This is a genomic window from Xylanibacter sp. (assembly GCF_057607445.1).
This window is the reverse complement of sequence record NZ_DBLZAX010000004.1, coordinates 201,028-216,978: the sequence shown is the minus strand read 5'-3', so window position 1 is coordinate 216,978 and position 15,951 is coordinate 201,028. Positions and strand designations below refer to the sequence as shown.

The following is a 15,951-nucleotide window of genomic DNA, read 5'->3' as shown; positions in this document are numbered from 1 at the left end:
AGACAAGATAATTGTGTTTTGACTACTTTTGCTTTGTAAAATAAAATCCGATGCCAGAAAAGAACACACCCATAACGATGAAAGACATTGCCAGAGAACTTAAGGTTTCTGTGGCAACGGTTTCGAGGGCACTGAAAGACAGCCCGAGAATCAGCGCAAAAAGGCGCGACGAGATAAGACGATATGCCGAGGAACACAACTTCAGCCCCAACATAATCGCCGAGTCGCTGCGCAACAGACGGGTTATAAAAGTCATTGGAGTGATTGTACCGCAGTTCACCCACTTCTATTTCTCGTCAGTTTTGAGCGGTATCGAAGAGGAGGCCGACAAATACGGCTACCGCATACTTGTGGCGCAGAGCCTTGAACAGTATGACAGAGAGGTGGAAGTGTGCCGCTCGTTCTATGAAAACAAGGTGTGCGGCATACTTGTGTCGCAGGCTATCAACACATCAAAGTACGATCACTTTACCGACCTGATAAACAAGAACGTGCCGCTTGTGTTCTTCGACCGCATCTGCACGGGCATGAACACGTGCCGCGTGGTGGTGGACGACTACATGGGAGCGTTCTCGGCCGTGGAATATCTCATCAAGACCGGATGCAGGCATATTGCCTACTACGGCTCGAGCATGAACCTCGAGATATCGAAGAACAGATACAACGGATGGCACGACGCGCTGCGCAAGCACGGCATAGACCCCGACAGCTGCGTGAAAAGATTCTGCGACAACCGAGAACATGCCGAAAGGATTACGCCCGAGGTGCTCAACATGGAGGACAGGCCCGACGCCTTCTTCGCCGTCAACGACGACACGGCCATCGGCATAATGTACACGGCAAAGCACATGGGGCTGCGCATCCCTGAGGACATCTCGGTGTGCGGATTCACCAACGGACAGCGTGCCATTGCCTGCGACCCTATGCTCACCACGGTCGAACAGAACGGAAAGGAGGTGGGCAGACAGGCTGCATCTATTCTGATAGGCAAGGCCGAGGGCAGAATACCGCTCGACAAGATTGAGAAAAGAGTGGTAAGAACAAGACTCGTGGTGCGCGGGTCGACAAAATAACAGCTGAATACACTGACGACTGCGGCACATTAGCCGCGGCAACAGCAAGCATATAATAACATAAATAAAAATAAACGCCTTAAACTATGAGTTCTAACTTGAAGAAGAAACCCGACCTGAGTTTCGCAACGCTCTGGAATCTGAGCTTCGGCTTCTTCGGCGTGCAGATTGCCTACGCACTGCAGAGCGCCAACATCAGCCGAATTTTCGCAACACTGGGGGCCGACCCTCACAATCTTAGCTACTTTTGGATATTGCCTCCGCTTATGGGCATCATCGTGCAGCCTATAGTGGGCACGCTGAGCGACAAGACGTGGTGCCGCTTCGGACGGCGCATACCTTATCTGTTTGTCGGCGCACTGGTGGCCGTACTCGTCATGTGCCTGCTGCCCAACGCCGGCTCTCTCGGCATGGCTGTCAGCACGGCCATGGTGTTCGGTCTTATATCGCTGATGTTTCTCGACACGAGCATCAACATGGCCATGCAGCCGTTCAAGATGCTCGTGGGCGACATGGTGAACGAGAAGCAGAAAGCCCTGGCCTACTCTATACAGAGCTTTCTGTGCAACGCCGGCTCGCTGGTGGGCTATGTGTTCCCGTTCCTGTTCACGTTCCTCGGCATAAGCAACGTGGCTGCAAAGGGCGTAGTGCCAGACTCGGTAATCTATTCGTTCTACATCGGAGCCGCCATCCTCATCCTGTGCGTCATCTACACATCGGCAAAGGTGAAGGAGATGCCGCCGAAGGAGTATGCAGAATATCACGGACTAGACAAGCCGCTTAACGAAGAGAAGGTGAACGTCGTGAAACTGCTGCGCAACGCGCCGAAGGCTTTCTGGACCGTAGGTCTGGTGCAGTTCTTCAGCTGGGCTGCATTCCTGTATATGTGGAACTACACCAACGGTGCCATAGCCGAAACATGCTGGCAGACCACCGACCCTACGTCGGCAGGATTTCAGGAGGCCGGCAACTGGGTCGGCATTCTGTTTGCGGTGCAGGCAATAGGCAGTGTGGTGTGGGCTATGGCTCTGCCGCGCTTCTCTAACCGCAAGATGGCCTACGCCCTCAGCCTCGTGCTAGGCGGCATAGGCTTCCTGATGATTCCTTACATCAGCGACCAGTATGTTCTCTTTATTCCTTATCTTCTGATAGGATGTGCCTGGGCTGCAATGCTGGCCATGCCGTTCACCATCGTCACCAACGCCCTCAACGGCAGCCACATGGGTGCCTACCTCGGTCTGTTCAACGGCACGATATGCATCCCGCAGATCATAGCGGCAGCACTCGGCGGCGTGGTCCTCACGCTTGTAGGCAGCGCACAGAGCCACATGATGATTGTGGCCGGTGTGTTCCTCATCATCGGTGCGGCATGTGTTGGAATAATTAAGGAGACTATAGGCGAAAGCGAATAACAAGGACATGCTGCGCCACGGCGCCTGCATGAGCCAAATAATCAGCCTGCGAATACTGCACATGGGGCATACATAAATCGTAAACAGCATTATTCGCAGGCATAAACAAAGCATTTCGCGATTTTGCACTAATCGCAAACAAAATCACTTTTCAAGAGTGATTATTCAAGATTTTGCCGGAGCCGATCTGCTGTTACACTGCATAAAAAGCATGTAGCAAGCAGACCTGCTCCGGCAAATTTTATGTTACATCCCGAGGTTAAACTAAAGTCTGTCATCTGTATCCGGCAGGAATGCTCTCACGGCTATGCAGCACGCAGACACGACAGCCTGCATGCTGCCATGCCGACAAAGCCGGCGCGGCAGGGCTGTAACAGATAAAAGAATAAAGATGTTGCAGGGCTACGGCACATCAAAGGGCATCATCGTGCATCTGCCTGCCCTCGCTGTAACCCTCGTCGTAACCTTCCTCATAGCCATCTTCATAACATTCCTGAAACTTGCCTGAGTAGTCTGAAGCGTTTTCGCTGTAGTGAGTTTCGTATTTCTCGCCCACTTCGCCGTCTTCCATGCCGTCGTTATATCCGGCCTCCATTCCTTCGCGGCGTGCAGTTTCCTGCGGCGTCTCCTCTGTACGGGGCAATTGTCTTGTACTTACGGCAGGCTTGTCTGCTGCTGCATTATGGCGCAGCTGCCCGGTGTCGCGCATGATTATCGACGACGGCTGCTGCTGATGCACACTGTCGCCACATCGGTCGAGCGCAAAGACAGACACCAAGACCACAACAACGGCTATAATCGCAATGGTTTCGCCAGTTTCTCCATACCACGGCTTGCGGCGTTTACCATTGCGCCCACGCGTTTCTTCGTCGGCATTATTATTTTTCATAGAACTGCATTTTAAGGTTTTGTCGGTGGCAAAAATAGTTATTTTCAGCAATATACGCAACCACTTAATATTAAAACATAGTTAAATGAGAAAACTTAACATATCCCGTATATGCATCATGGGATATAAAGGGCAATGACGATCAGCTGCTTTCAAAACGTAAATTTTAGTTAAACCACATCTTTTATATTAACACTTTTATGCCTACTTTTTCATTCTGGAGTAAACATCGGCTCAGGATACGAAAAAGTGGGCATAAACGCCATTTACACATAAGAATCTGTATATCAGCGGTTTACAATAACCAAGCCGTAAATACAAATCGTCTAAAACCCGGATTTGCGCCTGAAATCATGCAAAAAGCCACGTTTCAGAGCGTAAAAAAGTACGTTTTACATCACAACTCAATGCCTTTTAGAAGCTAAAATAGTGCTTTTAGAGGTGCGAATAGTATATATAATCACAGCAACTATATTTATTCTCACATTTCAACAGGCAAAATTCATAAACAGAAAGCGCATTATTTAATTTATTAGAGAAAAAATACTGCTCATTAAAATGTTAAATACAGAAAGAATAAAATAGGCTATATGCAAACTAACGTTAACAGAATTAGGCATCAACATAATGTTTATTTTACAAGAAAAAACATGACGGCAGCACTAATGCGGACAAATTATGCCACACTGTACACCCGTGTCATCAGTACGGACAGAAGACCGGCACGGCACTAAAGGCAAAAAATAACCTTAAAGCATGGGCTTGTCTCAGTTTTTTTTAGTAAGTTTGCACAAAACAAACAGCCTCCGCCAAACCGGACGGCAGATAACATAAAGATAACGTAAAAAGAAAAATCAATATGCAGGAAACAAGACAAAACCGCATTGCAAGACTGTTGCAAAAAGAACTGAGCCTGATATTCCAGTCGCAGACAAGAGGCATGAGGGGCACGATGGTGAGCGTTACGCGCTGCCGCATCAGTCCCGACCTTAGCATCTGCACGGCATATCTGAGCATATTTCCGCCCGAGAAGTCGGAAGAACTGATAAAGAACATCACGGCTAACGAGAAAACCATACGCTACGAACTGGGTACGCGCGTGAGAAACCAGCTGAGAATTATCCCCGAGCTGCGCTTCTTCATCGACGACTCTCTTGATTATATCGAGCACATTGACGAGCTGCTGAAGAAATGAATTTTCCATTCTACATAGCACGCCGCTATCTCTTTTCAAAGAAGAGCACGCACGTCATCAACATCATCAGCGGCATCAGCGTCGTAGGTGTGGCCGTGGCCACAATGGCGCTGGTGGTAACTCTCAGTGTGTTCAACGGCTTTCACGACCTCGTGGCGTCGCTGCTGACATCGTTCGACCCGCAGATTGAGATTGTACCTACTAAAGGAAAGACAGCCCCGGCAGACGACCCTATACTGACAAAGATACGCAACCTGCCGCAAGTCGACGTGGCAACGGAGAGCGTGGAAGACCAGGCGATGGCCATATACAAGGGCAGGCAGGCCATGATTAAGGTGAAGGGCGTTGAGGATAACTTCAGCGAGCTGTCGCACATCAACGACATTCTGTATGGCGACGGCGAGTTTTCGCTGCATGCCGCCAATCTCCAGTTTGGCGTTGTGGGCATCCGCCTTGCCGATAACCTTGGCATGACGGCCGACTGGGACGGACAGCTGAAGATATATGCTCCGAAGCGCGAGGGACAGCTCGACCTGATGAATCCTACCGAAGGATTTGTTGAAGATTCGGTGATTTCGCCCGGTGTGGTGTTTTCCGTTAAACAAGCGCGCTACGACCGCGACTACGTATTGACTTCGATAGCATTCGCACGCAATTTATTCGGTCAGCAGGGCATGCTCTCACAGCTTGAGATCAGACTCAAGCCGGGCAGCGATCTTGACGCCGTAAAGGCTGAGATGCAGAAAATTGCGGGCAGCAAGTATCGCGTTCTCGACCGTATGGAGCAGCAGGCTGACACGTTCAAGATTATGAAGATAGAGAAGTTTATCGCCTATATCTTCCTTACGTTCATCCTTGCCGTGGCTTGCTTCAACATCATAGGCTCGCTGTCGATGCTGATTATCGACAAGAAGAACGACGTGGTTACGCTGCGCAACATGGGCGCGAGCGACAAGCAGATAGTAAGGATATTCTTGTTTGAAGGCCGCATGATATCGGCAATCGGAGCCATACTCGGCATATTAGTCGGCCTGTTGCTGTGCTGGCTGCAGCAGGTTTACGGACTTGTTTCGCTGGGACGCAGCAGCGGCTCATTCATCGTGGATGCCTATCCGGTGAGCGTTCATCCTGAGGACATCATCATAATATTCATCACGGTGCTTGCCGTTGGCTTTGCCTCAGTGTGGTATCCCGTAAGATATTTCGCCAAAAGACTCATTCAATAAAAGATTCTACACTAAGAAAAAATAAAAAAGGAAACATGAATGTTCAGGATTTTTATACCTACATTCATGTTTCCTTTTGTTTATTGTCAATTATAAAGGCCTACTGTTATTTAATTTTTTCTGCTGTAAAGCAGGCAGCAACATGCCTTATGCGCCTCCTCGCTCGGCCCAGTCGCTCCTGTCGAGGTTACGATAGCTTATGGCTTCAGCCAGATGCTGCGGCAACACACGCTCAGAAGCCTCAAGATCGGCTATGGTGCGCGCCACTTTCAGTATCCGGTTATAGGCACGTGCCGACAGGTTTAGCCTCTCCATGGCCATGCGCAGCATCTCAATGCCGTCTTCGCCGGGCTCGGCATACTGGTGTATCATGCGCTCGCTCATCTGCGCATTACAGTGAACTCCCTTGCATTCCCTGAATCTTTCCTCCTGTATGTGGCGAGCCTTGATAACCCTTTCGCGTATTACGTCGCTGCTCTCGCCCGGTGCTGCACGAGATATGTCCTTGAAGGGCACGGGCGTTATCTCTATCTGTATGTCGATGCGGTCGAGAAGCGGACCGCTGATTTTGTTCATATAGCGCTGTATCTGTCCCGGCGTGCACACACAATGGTGGGTAGGATCGTTGTAATATCCGCACGGACACGGGTTCATCGAGGCCACAAACATGAACGAGCAGGGATATTCTATGGTGTATTTTGCTCTCGAAATGGTTATCTTGCGGTCTTCCAACGGCTGGCGCAGCATCTCAAGAGTTGACTTGTTAAACTCCGGAAGTTCGTCGGCAAAGAGCACGCCGTTGTGTGCAAGCGATATTTCTCCGGGCTGCGGATTCATTCCTCCACCGACGAGTGCCACCTGAGATATGGTGTGATGCGGCGAACGGAACGGCCGCTGTGATATCAGCGACATGTTTTTACCCAGCTTTCCGGCAACAGAATGCACCTGCGTAGTCTCAAGACTTTCGGCCAGTGAGAGCGGAGGCAATATCGACGGAAGGCGCTTGGCCATCATTGACTTGCCGCTTCCGGGCGGACCTATCATTATCATATTGTGGCCTCCTGCAGCCGCAACTTCCATAGCCCGCTTAACGTTTTCCTGCCCTCTAACGTCGGCAAAGTCAAGTTCGAAATGACTCTGATGCTCGTAAAACTCGCGCCGCGTGTCGACAACGGTAGGCTCATAGTCGCCCTCACCGTTCAGGAAGTTCACAACATCCATTATGCTCTCCATACCGTAGACGTCAAGGTTATTCACTACGGCAGCCTCTCTTTCGTTCTGTTTGGGCACAATAAGTCCCTTAAACTTTTCCTTGCGTGCCCTGATAGATATCGGCAGAGCACCTTTCACGGGCTGTATCATGCCGTCGAGCCCAAGCTCACCTACTATCATATACTCTGACAGCAGGTCGGGCTTCACCTTTCCGATAGCAGCCAGAATGCCTATTGCCAGCGGCAGGTCGTAGCTGCTGCCTTCTTTACGGAGATCGGCGGGAGCCATATTCACGGTAATGTCGGCAACGGGAAACTTTATACCATTATTCTGTAGGGCAGCCACAATACGGTCGCGGCTCTCCTTCACAGCTGTATCCGCAAGGCCGGAGAGATGATAAAGCACACCTCGCGACACGCTAACCTCAACGGTAACGGTTGTTACGTCGAGGCCATTGACGGCCGCACAATAAGTTTTTACAAGCATATATCACCAATTATCCAATTAATCTTGTGTCAATTACAAATCGAGTTAGCTGCGAAAAACCGCGCTAACTCTACAAATGTATTCATATAGCTATAATGTCTGTAACTCAGAAACAGACAAAAATTCATGCTGAAGCTCCAACTGCCGGCATCACCAATGTCACAAATTCGCACCTCACAACAGGGTGCAGACAATGGCAAACGGCAAAAGCACAGCGTTAATTAAGCAGTACCTTGAGCTTAGTTTCAAGCTCATTGATGTTCAGGCTGCGCTCTACAATTCGTCCTTGCGCATTATATACAATGTTGTCTGCCACGCGTCCAAGGCCAAAGGTCTCAAGAAGCGGACTCTCAAACATAAGCTGATCGCATATTACAGGCGATGCCGTAGAGTCACTGCGCACAGCAAAACTGCATGTACGCTTGCTTGCATCAAGGCTTATGCCCATCAGTGCAAGTTTATTTCCATATTCATTTTTCAGTCTAAGCAGCCTGTCTCGCATATTACGGCTTTCATAGCTCCACTCAGCCCATGTATAGACAACGGCAACTTTACCCTGAAGATATGAAGCGGAAATATTCTTTCCGTTGATATCCTGTGCAGAGAACGACGGTATTCTGGCTCCACCCGCATTGTTTTTCATCATCTTCACATAACGCACAATGCGTGCAACCTCACCGTTCTTCGGCTGCGCCTTGTAAACTATATCAGCCAAACTTGCAGCCTTGTCAAGGTTTACATCAGGAACGAGGATAAAATATTTCTTAAGAACATACACGCTGGCAGCCGTAGCCGGATTGTTTTTCACAAAATTCTCAGCATAAGACATCTCCTCAGGAGGCGACGCCTTTACGAGCTGCTGACGGAAAGCCGTCATAAGTTCATTCTCCTTTGTACCTTCAATCTCAATTTCCTTAAGGTGTGATGCGTCACCCTTTACGGAAACAGACTTGCCCGGCTCGGCAAAGACCGGCACTTCGGAGAAGTTTGGAAATACGATGACGAGCGTGCCGCTCTCCTTGCATTGCGTCTCAAAAGTGAAGCGTCCGCCTTCAACCTTTATCGTGTCAATGCCGTCGAACACACCGTCAGGACTGTAAACATAAAACTCACCTTGGTTAAGGTTGAGTAGTCGGCCATCCAAGTTGAAATAGCCTCTGCGTGTTCCGCAGGCAACCAAAACCAAGGTGAGCGTAAGATATATCAATCGCTTCATGCGTCAGCGATGTTTACTTGCTTATTTTAGCCAGCTCAAGATCGTTGTTTGCGTATGTTGCAAGTGAAGGATCTTTCTGCAGAGCGCTCTTCAGATAAGAAGAAGCTGCGCTGTCGTTGCCCTGACGAGCATTCAGGATAGCCTGCAGATAGTCTGTCATAGCGTCCTTGTTCTTGATGCTGTTCAGAGTGTTAGCTGCACCGGCATAGTTCTTGTTAAGAATCTGAGCCAAAGCAGTTGTGTTGCAGTTGATACCGTTGAGGTTCTGCTCAGCTGTAGCATAGTCACCCTTAGCGAGGTTCAGAGTACCGAGAACCTTGTTGTAGTCACCAACTCCGTTAGCCTTAGCTATATAGTTTTCAGCCTCGCTTACATTGCCGTTCTTCAGTGCCATCAAGCCAAGGTTAGCGTTAGTCTCAGCAGCATTGCCGTTGATTGACTGAGCCTTAGCCAGATAGTTCTTAGCTTCAGCGTCGTTGCCCTTAGCGAACTCGATAGCAGCAACGTTGTTGTAAGCACGGTAATCGTTAGGATAAACCTCGATAGTCTTCTTGTAGATAGCCTCCTGAGCGTCTACGTTGTCCTCAAGAGTAGCTGAGTAAAGAAGTTCGTCAACGCTAAGCTTTGTAGCGTCAGCCTTATACTGCTCCTTAATCTGCTCGTCGCTGCGGCCGATTGTCTCATAGTTGATGATCAGGCGAGAACGACGGAGTTCGGGAAGAATACCGTCAGCGAGTTCACGGAAACCTGCAGACATGTTACGGATCTGCTGCTCACGCTCTTCAGGATCCTGATACATAGAAAGAACTCGGAGGATTACGTCCTTGTCCTGGATGTCAGAAGCCTGAACAAGCTGCTGGAAGCCTTCCCAGTCCTGTGCAGTATATTTACCAGTAACGTCAGACTGAACCTTAGCGCTCTTAAGCTGTTTCTTAGCGTAGTCTACAGAAACATCCTGACGTTTGCTAGCCAATTTGTCGTTGAAGTCGAATCCACCATCAGGAGAAGCGTAAGCCAAAACCTCTACGTTCTTGATGTTCAGACCTTCCTTATCAGCGTTGATCTTCTTAAGCAGCTCAACAAACTCCTTAACAGAGTTGTTCTTCAGCTCGCTCTTGCGCAGGTTAGCCTGGTTGATGAGGAACTTAATCTGAGCAGCCTGTCTCTGATCTCTAACACGCTGGAATGTGTCGGGAGCGATGCAAGCGCCGCTTCCGGCGAGAGTATTCTTATAAAGTTCAGATGTAGCGATAACACCTTCAGCAACCTTAACAGCAGGAATCTCTACCTTCTTCTTCTTTTTGCCAACATAAGCATCGAAAGTCATATAAAGGTCGCTCTTCTGCATTTCGGGAACATACTTGAAGTTAGACTTCATTGTATAGTTACCTCCAGCCTTGTAAGCAATTGTCTGGTCGTTGCCCTCAACCTTTTCGCCCTGGAACTTAGCAGCCTGACCCTGTGCAGCCTGTCCGTTGCCATAACGCAGTTCGGGGATAACTGTAACCATAGCCTTTTTCTTCATGTACTTCTCGGGGAATGTACCATTGATTGTTACAGCCACCTGTCCACCTCTAGACTCGAGCGGATTAGGTGTAACATTGAAATTGTCAGCAGACAACTCTCCAAGCTTAGAAGAGCAAGAAGACAGTGCAATCACTGATGCTGCCGATAAGAATAAGATAAGATTTTTTTTCATAATGAAAGGTTTTAGATATAAGTGCCGCGAGCGGGACTCGAACCCGCACAGCCATTACTGGCCAAGGGATTTTAAGTCCCTCGTGTCTACCAATTCCACCATTGCGGCTCCACTAGAGCGGAAAACGGGACTCGGACCCGCGACCCCGACCTTGGCAAGGTCGTGCTCTACCAACTGAGCTATTTCCGCATTAGAGCAGTGCAAAGATAAGTTTATTTCTCGAAAGAGCAAACTAATTTACACATTTTAATACTCTCACTGCCCATTAATGACCGAAAGCACGCCTGTCGGACCCGTTGTACTGCATCTGTAGCGTATAAGTTTGTCTCCGGGATCGCCGCTGGATATGATTCCGCCGTTGTTCATGTCGTACACGCGCTTGCAGCTCTTGCATGTCGCCTTGCCGGTTGTGTCCATCGTAAGTCCGTAGCGCGGCAGGTTGCTCTCCTTGTAGCAGTTGGGGCACTGATTGTCGTAGGCATAGAAGATGGCCGGCGAGTTTAGATTGCCGTAACCCACGATAATTCCGCTCTCGTTATATGCCCCGAGGATTAGCGTGCGCTGCTCGTCGACGGCATTGAATGCCACGCGCTCGGTCTGTCCGGGAGCGGTGTTTGTGTTGAACACGAAATATCTTCCGCTCACTGCCGCATGGCAGAACACGCCTGGCGAAAGCGAATTCATGGCCGTGCCGAGCATAGGACTGCGGTTGGCGCTGTTGTCGAATATGAAATAGCAAGAGTCGCTGCTGAACTCAAACTCGGCATCGTCGCACGACACGAAGAGTGCCAGAAGGGCTATTATATAATAGGTGTACTTTTTCATTTCAGTAAGTTTTTCTCAGCATTTTCCATTTTCTCGAAGTGGAAGCCGTCGAGACACTGCTCCATGAGAGCCTGTATCTTGTCGTTGCAGAGGTTTCCGATAGAACCTTCGTGAGTGTGGTGTATGTTCTTGTCGGGCACAAACTGACCTGCCTCGATGTCGAGTCCAACCTTCTTGTAGGCGTCTCTGAAGGGCATGCCGGCAGCCGCAAGGCGGTTTACTTCCTCAACGGAGAACATGAGGTCGTACATCTTGTTGTCGAGGATATTGCGGTTTACCTCCATCTTGTTGATAATGTAGGCAGCCATCTGCAGACAGTCCTTAAGCTCGTCGAAAGCAGGAAGGAACGACTCCTTGATAATCTGCAGGTCGCGGAAATAGCCGCACGGCAGGTTGTTCATTATCAGCACAATCTGCTGCGGCAGGGCCTGCAGCTTGTTGCATTTGGCGCGTATCAGCTCGAACACGTCGGGATTCTTCTTGTGGGGCATAATGCTGCTGCCTGTGGTACACTCCTTCGGGAGCTTGACGAACGAGAAGTTCTGGCTGTTGAACATGCAGGCATCGAATGCCATCTTGGCCACCGTGCCGGCTATCGATGCCATGGCAAATGCCACGTTGCGCTCTGTCTTGCCGCGTCCCATCTGAGCGTACACCACGTTATAGTTCATCGTGTCGAAGCCCAGCAGTTCGGTTGTCATGGTGCGGTTGAGCGGGAACGACGAGCCGTAGCCGGCAGCGCTGCCCAGCGGATTGCGGTTGGTCATGCGCCATGCAGCCTGCAGGAAGAGCATGTCGTCGGCAAGGCTCTCGGCATAGGCTCCGAACCAAAGGCCGAACGAGCTGGGCATGGCCACCTGAAGATGGGTGTAGCCGGGCATGAGCACGTCTTTAAACTGGTTGCTCTTTTCTATCAGCTCATCGAAAAGCACCTTGACGAGCATTGCAATGTCTCTGATTTCATGACGGATGAAAAGTTTAAGGTCTACCAGCACCTGGTCGTTGCGCGAGCGTCCGCTGTGAATCTTCTTGCCCATGTCGCCAAGCTTGCGCGTAAGCATGAGCTCCACCTGCGAATGAACATCCTCTACGCCGTCCTCAATGACAAACTCGCCGCGCTCGCACACGGCATAGATGTTCTTCAGTTCGGCCAGAAGTGCCTTAAGCTCGTCGCTGCCAAGCAGTCCGATCGACTCGAGCATGGTGATGTGTGCCATTGAGCCCAGCACGTCATACTTGGCCAAATACATGTCCATCTCGCGGTCGCGCCCTACGGTGAACCGCTCTATCTCTTCGTTAATTCCGTAATTTTTCTCCCAAAGTTTATTTGACATCGCAATACTAATTTTATCATAATGCCCCACTGCGGCCGGCGTCTGCGCGCCCGGCCGTAATGGGGCTGCATTTATTATATAAGGTATAAGCCCTAAACTCCGCGGCCTACTCGTAAGGAATGGCTGCCAGCGCATCGGCAATCTTGTCAACGCCGTCCTGCAGCTTGCTGCCTATCATGGGCTTCAGGAACATGGGTATGTCGGCCTTAACCGTAACCTTCATCTTGCTTGTGGTGTCGGTTACGGGCAAAAGCTGTATCCACATGGTGAAAGGCACGGGCGAGTTGGCCGTCTCGAACTTTATGCACTTGGGCTCTTCGCGCTCGATGATGTTGAGCGTTATGCTGCCCACGGGCGGCACGCTCACCGACACGCTGTCGCGACTGAACGTCAGGTCGTTGATCTTGTCGGCCGGTATGCGGTCTTTCACCTTCTCGATGTTCTCGAGATTGCTAAGCCGCTCATAAACATTCTGCTGCGGATATGGTATCTGCTTCACTCCGCTCTCATACTTGCTGCTCATGTCTCTATTTGTGTTATCCACACCGCCGCAGGCTGCGGCGTATGTGCTGTTAGTGTTATTTCTTCCAGTTAGCAGGATCCTTGCGCCACTCGTGCAGCAGCTCTACGTCGGCCTCAGAGATATATCCTGTCTCAACAGCCTCAGCCACTACGTGCTCATAGTCGGTAAGAGTTACCAGCTCTACGCCGGCATCCTCGAACGCCTTCTGTGCAACGGGGAATCCGTAAGTGTAAGATGCAACCATACCTACCACCTCGACGCCTGCCTGGCGCAAAGCCTCAACAGCCTTAAGGCTGCTTCCGCCTGTAGATATAAGGTCTTCAACGACAACCACCTTTGCGCCTTCGGGCAGCTCACCCTCAATGAGGTTGCCCATGCCGTGGTCTTTAGCCTTGCTGCGGACATAAACGAACGGCAGACCGAGAGCATCGGCCACGAGCGCTCCCTGAGCTATGGCTCCTGTGGCAACGCCGGCAACGGCATCAGCCTGCGGGAAATGCTCAAGCACTGCATGCACAAGCTCGAGCTTCACATAGCTGCGCAGGTCAGGATACGACAGGGCCTTGCGGTTATCGCAATAGAAGGGCGACTTCCATCCCGAAGCCCATGTGAACGGATTGTTTGGCTGAAGCTTTATAGCCTTAATCTTCAGCAGCTTTGATGCAAATGCTTTTTTCAGTGTGTCCATATTTGTATTGTTTTTATTGTTTTAAATTATGCCGGGCGGCGCGCCGGCCCTCATGCCTTGTTTGCCGTCGTGCCCGACTCACCGCCTTTTCATCCTGCAAAGTTACGTTTTTTTGGGTGCAAAACCAAATTATCCGGCCTTTTTTGCCCTAAACGTGCGCATCACGACTATGTTACGCCCCAGACACCGCGGCGCATCCGGCATCGCCGGAAAGGTCTTTCAGAGCATGGTTTCCATCGTCCTTCATAACTATCTGATATTCAACGCATTGCAAAAGGCCATGTTTTAGGCTCTAAAAGGCCGTCTTTTGCAGGCTAAAAGGTGCCCTTTTGCAATGCGAAAGGATACCTTTTAGAATACGCCCGATATTCTGCCGTCTGACAGCGTGCCGCGGCATGGGTATGTCATACACGTAGTACACCCGGCACAGGGACATAGTACACCTAATACACCTTATTATATTGCATATCGCACTACCAGCCGGCATGCCCCAGCATAGCTATTGCGGCTTCATAAGCGGCATTTTTCTTAAATTCTGTTTATATTCCCGCAACATTCAGCCACAAAGCGTAAACAGACGTTAAAAATTGCACTTTAATTGCATTTTCTTGCCCAAATGCTTGGAAGTTATGTTTTATTAGCCTACATTTGCAGTGTACTAATAAACTAGTACACTATAAGACATTAACAGACAAACAATTATTGACAATTAAAGACATTAACAATTATGAGTACTATTATCACAACAGCAACAATCATGGCGATGTATCTTAACGCCGCCGGAAGCGCAAACTCGCAATATGCATATAACGCCGACATTGAGAACGGACAGGTCAGCACAATGTATGTAATGAACAAGAGCGGCAAAAGCCTCAGCGGAAAACTGAAATACAGCTACACCTACGACGCCGCAGGACGGCTGACGGCCAAGACGGCAAGCCGCTACAACAGTCTGACGGGCAAGTATGTGCCGGCCTTCCGCCTCGACTTCAGCTATACGGCCGACGGATATGCCGTTGAAAGATGCACATGGAACAGTCGCAGCAAGAGCTTCAACCGCCCTGACAGCCGCACCGAATACCGCCATGAGATGAGTAATGTGATGGCCGTTACAAACTATGAATGGAGCGACGCCGAAGGCAAGATGCTCGCCGTGGACAACATGCTGGTGATGACACAGGCCGACGGCTATCTGCTGGCAGAACTGCAGTAAGAGGAGCGCGCAGCGGCAGCAATAATCACCCACCACTGCCCCATTCCTCCCATTACCCCCATCTCTCCCATTAACAACAAACACCCCTTAAAATAAAAAGAAACGATATGATAGAAATAAGCAACCTTAAATACAGATATGCAGGCGCAAAGCAGTATGTGTTCAACAACTTCAGCCTGTCTCTCAGCGAGAACAACATCTACGGACTGCTCGGCAAGAACGGCATGGGCAAGTCTACCCTGCTCTACCTCATCAGCGGACTGCTGCGCAAGGAGCAAGGCACGATAACCATAGACGGCATCGAGACCGACCGCCACGACCCTGCCGTGCTGAGCGAGATATTCCTCGTGCCCGAGGAGTTTGAACTGATGCCGATGAGCCTCGACGCCTATGTCAAGATGAACGAGCCGTTCTATCCGCGCTTCAGCCGCGAGGTGCTCAACAGCTGTCTGAGCGACTTTGAGCTTACGCCTGACATCAACCTGAAGGAGCTGTCTATGGGACAGAAGAAGAAGGTGTACATGAGCTTCGCCCTGGCTGCCAACACCAAGCTGCTGCTTATGGACGAGCCTACCAACGGATTAGACATTCCGTCGAAGAGCCAGTTCCGCAAGGTGGTGGCAAACAACATGAGCGACGACCGCACCATGATAATATCAACCCATCAGGTGCACGACGTTGAGTCGCTGCTCGACCACATCATGATACTCGACCACTCTGAGCTGCTGCTCAACGAGTCGGTGGCCGACATCTGCAGCAAGTACAGCTTTGAGTTCCGCTCAATGGGCGAGCCGGCCGACGACGTTATCTACGCAGAGCCGTCGCTGCAGGGCAACGCCGTGATAACACGCAGACGCGAGGACGAAGACGAAACTCAGCTCAACCTCGAACTGCTCTTCAACGCCGTAACAAAGAAGCTGCTGCCGCACGAATAACTGCCGATGCAGCACAAGACACATA

At 50.2% G+C, this 15,951-nt stretch carries 14 protein-coding genes and 2 tRNA genes; 6 read left to right on the top strand and 10 right to left on the bottom strand.

Going from position 1 to position 15,951, the window contains the following annotated elements; translation table 11 throughout:
* The first annotated feature begins 50 nt into the window (after positions 1-50).
* Both ACZMIG_RS05370 and ACZMIG_RS05365 read left to right on the top strand, forming a co-directional pair.
* A complete protein-coding gene (locus tag ACZMIG_RS05370) occupies positions 51-1,073 on the top strand; it encodes a LacI family DNA-binding transcriptional regulator (protein ID WP_021854379.1) in 1,023 nt (340 codons plus the stop codon).
* 98 nt (positions 1,074-1,171) lie between these two features.
* Positions 1,172-2,485 (top strand): MFS transporter, encoded by a 1,314-nt coding sequence (locus tag ACZMIG_RS05365; protein ID WP_053398970.1) that lies wholly within the window; start codon positions 1,172-1,174, stop codon positions 2,483-2,485.
* Between the two features lie 412 nt (positions 2,486-2,897).
* Here ACZMIG_RS05365 and ACZMIG_RS05360 read toward each other — a convergent pair whose 3' ends face one another.
* Entirely contained in the window at positions 2,898-3,374 is a 477-nt protein-coding gene (locus ACZMIG_RS05360; RefSeq protein WP_487889203.1) for a hypothetical protein, read from the bottom strand.
* Between the two features lie 859 nt (positions 3,375-4,233).
* Here ACZMIG_RS05360 and rbfA point away from each other — a divergent pair.
* Together rbfA and ACZMIG_RS05350 are read left to right on the top strand one after the other, a co-directional pair.
* Positions 4,234-4,569: a 30S ribosome-binding factor RbfA gene (gene rbfA / locus ACZMIG_RS05355; RefSeq protein ID WP_021854376.1), complete on the top strand. Its 336-nt coding sequence runs from the start codon at positions 4,234-4,236 to the stop codon at positions 4,567-4,569.
* On the top strand, positions 4,566-5,795 hold the full coding sequence (locus ACZMIG_RS05350) for an FtsX-like permease family protein (protein WP_021854375.1): 1,230 nt from the start codon (positions 4,566-4,568) through the stop codon (positions 5,793-5,795). The genes rbfA and ACZMIG_RS05350 overlap by 4 nt, the downstream gene beginning before the upstream one ends.
* A 147-nt stretch (positions 5,796-5,942) precedes the next feature.
* Here ACZMIG_RS05350 and ACZMIG_RS05345 read toward each other — a convergent pair whose 3' ends face one another.
* The 9 genes from ACZMIG_RS05345 to pyrE all read right to left on the bottom strand — a co-directional run bounded on the left by ACZMIG_RS05345 (position 5,943) and on the right by pyrE (position 13,778).
* Positions 5,943-7,493, bottom strand: a complete 1,551-nt coding sequence (locus tag ACZMIG_RS05345) for a YifB family Mg chelatase-like AAA ATPase (RefSeq protein ID WP_418874418.1) — start codon at positions 7,491-7,493, stop codon at positions 5,943-5,945.
* Positions 7,494-7,710: 217 nt separating this feature from the next.
* Positions 7,711-8,709, bottom strand: coding sequence for a DUF4369 domain-containing protein (locus tag ACZMIG_RS05340; RefSeq protein ID WP_021854373.1), 999 nt, complete (start codon positions 8,707-8,709; stop codon positions 7,711-7,713).
* Positions 8,710-8,722: 13 nt separating this feature from the next.
* Entirely contained in the window at positions 8,723-10,408 is a 1,686-nt protein-coding gene (locus ACZMIG_RS05335) for a hypothetical protein (protein ID WP_487889202.1), read from the bottom strand.
* A 22-nt stretch (positions 10,409-10,430) separates the two neighbouring features.
* Positions 10,431-10,516: transfer RNA gene (locus ACZMIG_RS05330), tRNA-Leu, on the bottom strand.
* Between the two features lie 8 nt (positions 10,517-10,524).
* Positions 10,525-10,597: transfer RNA gene (locus tag ACZMIG_RS05325), tRNA-Gly, on the bottom strand.
* Between the two features lie 66 nt (positions 10,598-10,663).
* Positions 10,664-11,233: a hypothetical protein gene (locus ACZMIG_RS05320; RefSeq protein WP_021854371.1), complete on the bottom strand. Its 570-nt coding sequence runs from the start codon at positions 11,231-11,233 to the stop codon at positions 10,664-10,666.
* Positions 11,230-12,567 (bottom strand): argininosuccinate lyase, encoded by a 1,338-nt coding sequence (argH, locus tag ACZMIG_RS05315; RefSeq protein ID WP_053398962.1) that lies wholly within the window; start codon positions 12,565-12,567, stop codon positions 11,230-11,232. Before argH ends, ACZMIG_RS05320 begins: the two co-directional genes overlap by 4 nt.
* 106 nt (positions 12,568-12,673) lie before the next feature.
* Entirely contained in the window at positions 12,674-13,090 is a 417-nt protein-coding gene (locus ACZMIG_RS05310; RefSeq protein WP_021854369.1) for an SRPBCC family protein, read from the bottom strand.
* A gap of 55 nt (positions 13,091-13,145) precedes the next feature.
* Positions 13,146-13,778: an orotate phosphoribosyltransferase gene (pyrE, locus tag ACZMIG_RS05305; RefSeq protein ID WP_021854368.1), complete on the bottom strand. Its 633-nt coding sequence runs from the start codon at positions 13,776-13,778 to the stop codon at positions 13,146-13,148.
* 724 nt (positions 13,779-14,502) lie between these two features.
* On the opposite strand from pyrE, the gene ACZMIG_RS05300 reads away from it, so the two are divergent.
* Positions 14,503-14,991, top strand: a complete 489-nt coding sequence (locus ACZMIG_RS05300; RefSeq protein WP_418874425.1) for a DUF3836 domain-containing protein — start codon at positions 14,503-14,505, stop codon at positions 14,989-14,991.
* Between the two features lie 107 nt (positions 14,992-15,098).
* The gene (locus tag ACZMIG_RS05295) at positions 15,099-15,926 is read left to right on the top strand and encodes an ABC transporter ATP-binding protein (protein ID WP_418874419.1); all 828 of its coding nucleotides are present in this window, start codon (positions 15,099-15,101) and stop codon (positions 15,924-15,926) included.
* Positions 15,927-15,951: the final 25 nt, after the last annotated feature.

Bases quoted from the DNA above. Each gene is read 5' to 3' on its own strand.
- ACZMIG_RS05370 (WP_021854379.1), top strand. From the start codon at position 51: ATGCCAGAAAAGAACACACCCATAACGATGAAAGACATTGCCAGAGAA.
- ACZMIG_RS05360 (WP_487889203.1), bottom strand. From the start codon at position 3,374: ATGAAAAATAATAATGCCGACGAAGAAACGCGTGGGCGCAATGGTAAA.
- rbfA (WP_021854376.1), top strand. From the start codon at position 4,234: ATGCAGGAAACAAGACAAAACCGCATTGCAAGACTGTTGCAAAAAGAA.
- ACZMIG_RS05350 (WP_021854375.1), top strand. From the start codon at position 4,566: ATGAATTTTCCATTCTACATAGCACGCCGCTATCTCTTTTCAAAGAAG.
- ACZMIG_RS05345 (WP_418874418.1), bottom strand. From the start codon at position 7,493: ATGCTTGTAAAAACTTATTGTGCGGCCGTCAATGGCCTCGACGTAACA.
- ACZMIG_RS05340 (WP_021854373.1), bottom strand. From the start codon at position 8,709: ATGAAGCGATTGATATATCTTACGCTCACCTTGGTTTTGGTTGCCTGC.
- ACZMIG_RS05335 (WP_487889202.1), bottom strand. From the start codon at position 10,408: ATGAAAAAAAATCTTATCTTATTCTTATCGGCAGCATCAGTGATTGCA.
- ACZMIG_RS05320 (WP_021854371.1), bottom strand. From the start codon at position 11,233: ATGAAAAAGTACACCTATTATATAATAGCCCTTCTGGCACTCTTCGTG.
- argH (WP_053398962.1), bottom strand. From the start codon at position 12,567: ATGTCAAATAAACTTTGGGAGAAAAATTACGGAATTAACGAAGAGATA.
- ACZMIG_RS05310 (WP_021854369.1), bottom strand. From the start codon at position 13,090: ATGAGCAGCAAGTATGAGAGCGGAGTGAAGCAGATACCATATCCGCAG.
- pyrE (WP_021854368.1), bottom strand. From the start codon at position 13,778: ATGGACACACTGAAAAAAGCATTTGCATCAAAGCTGCTGAAGATTAAG.
- ACZMIG_RS05295 (WP_418874419.1), top strand. From the start codon at position 15,099: ATGATAGAAATAAGCAACCTTAAATACAGATATGCAGGCGCAAAGCAG.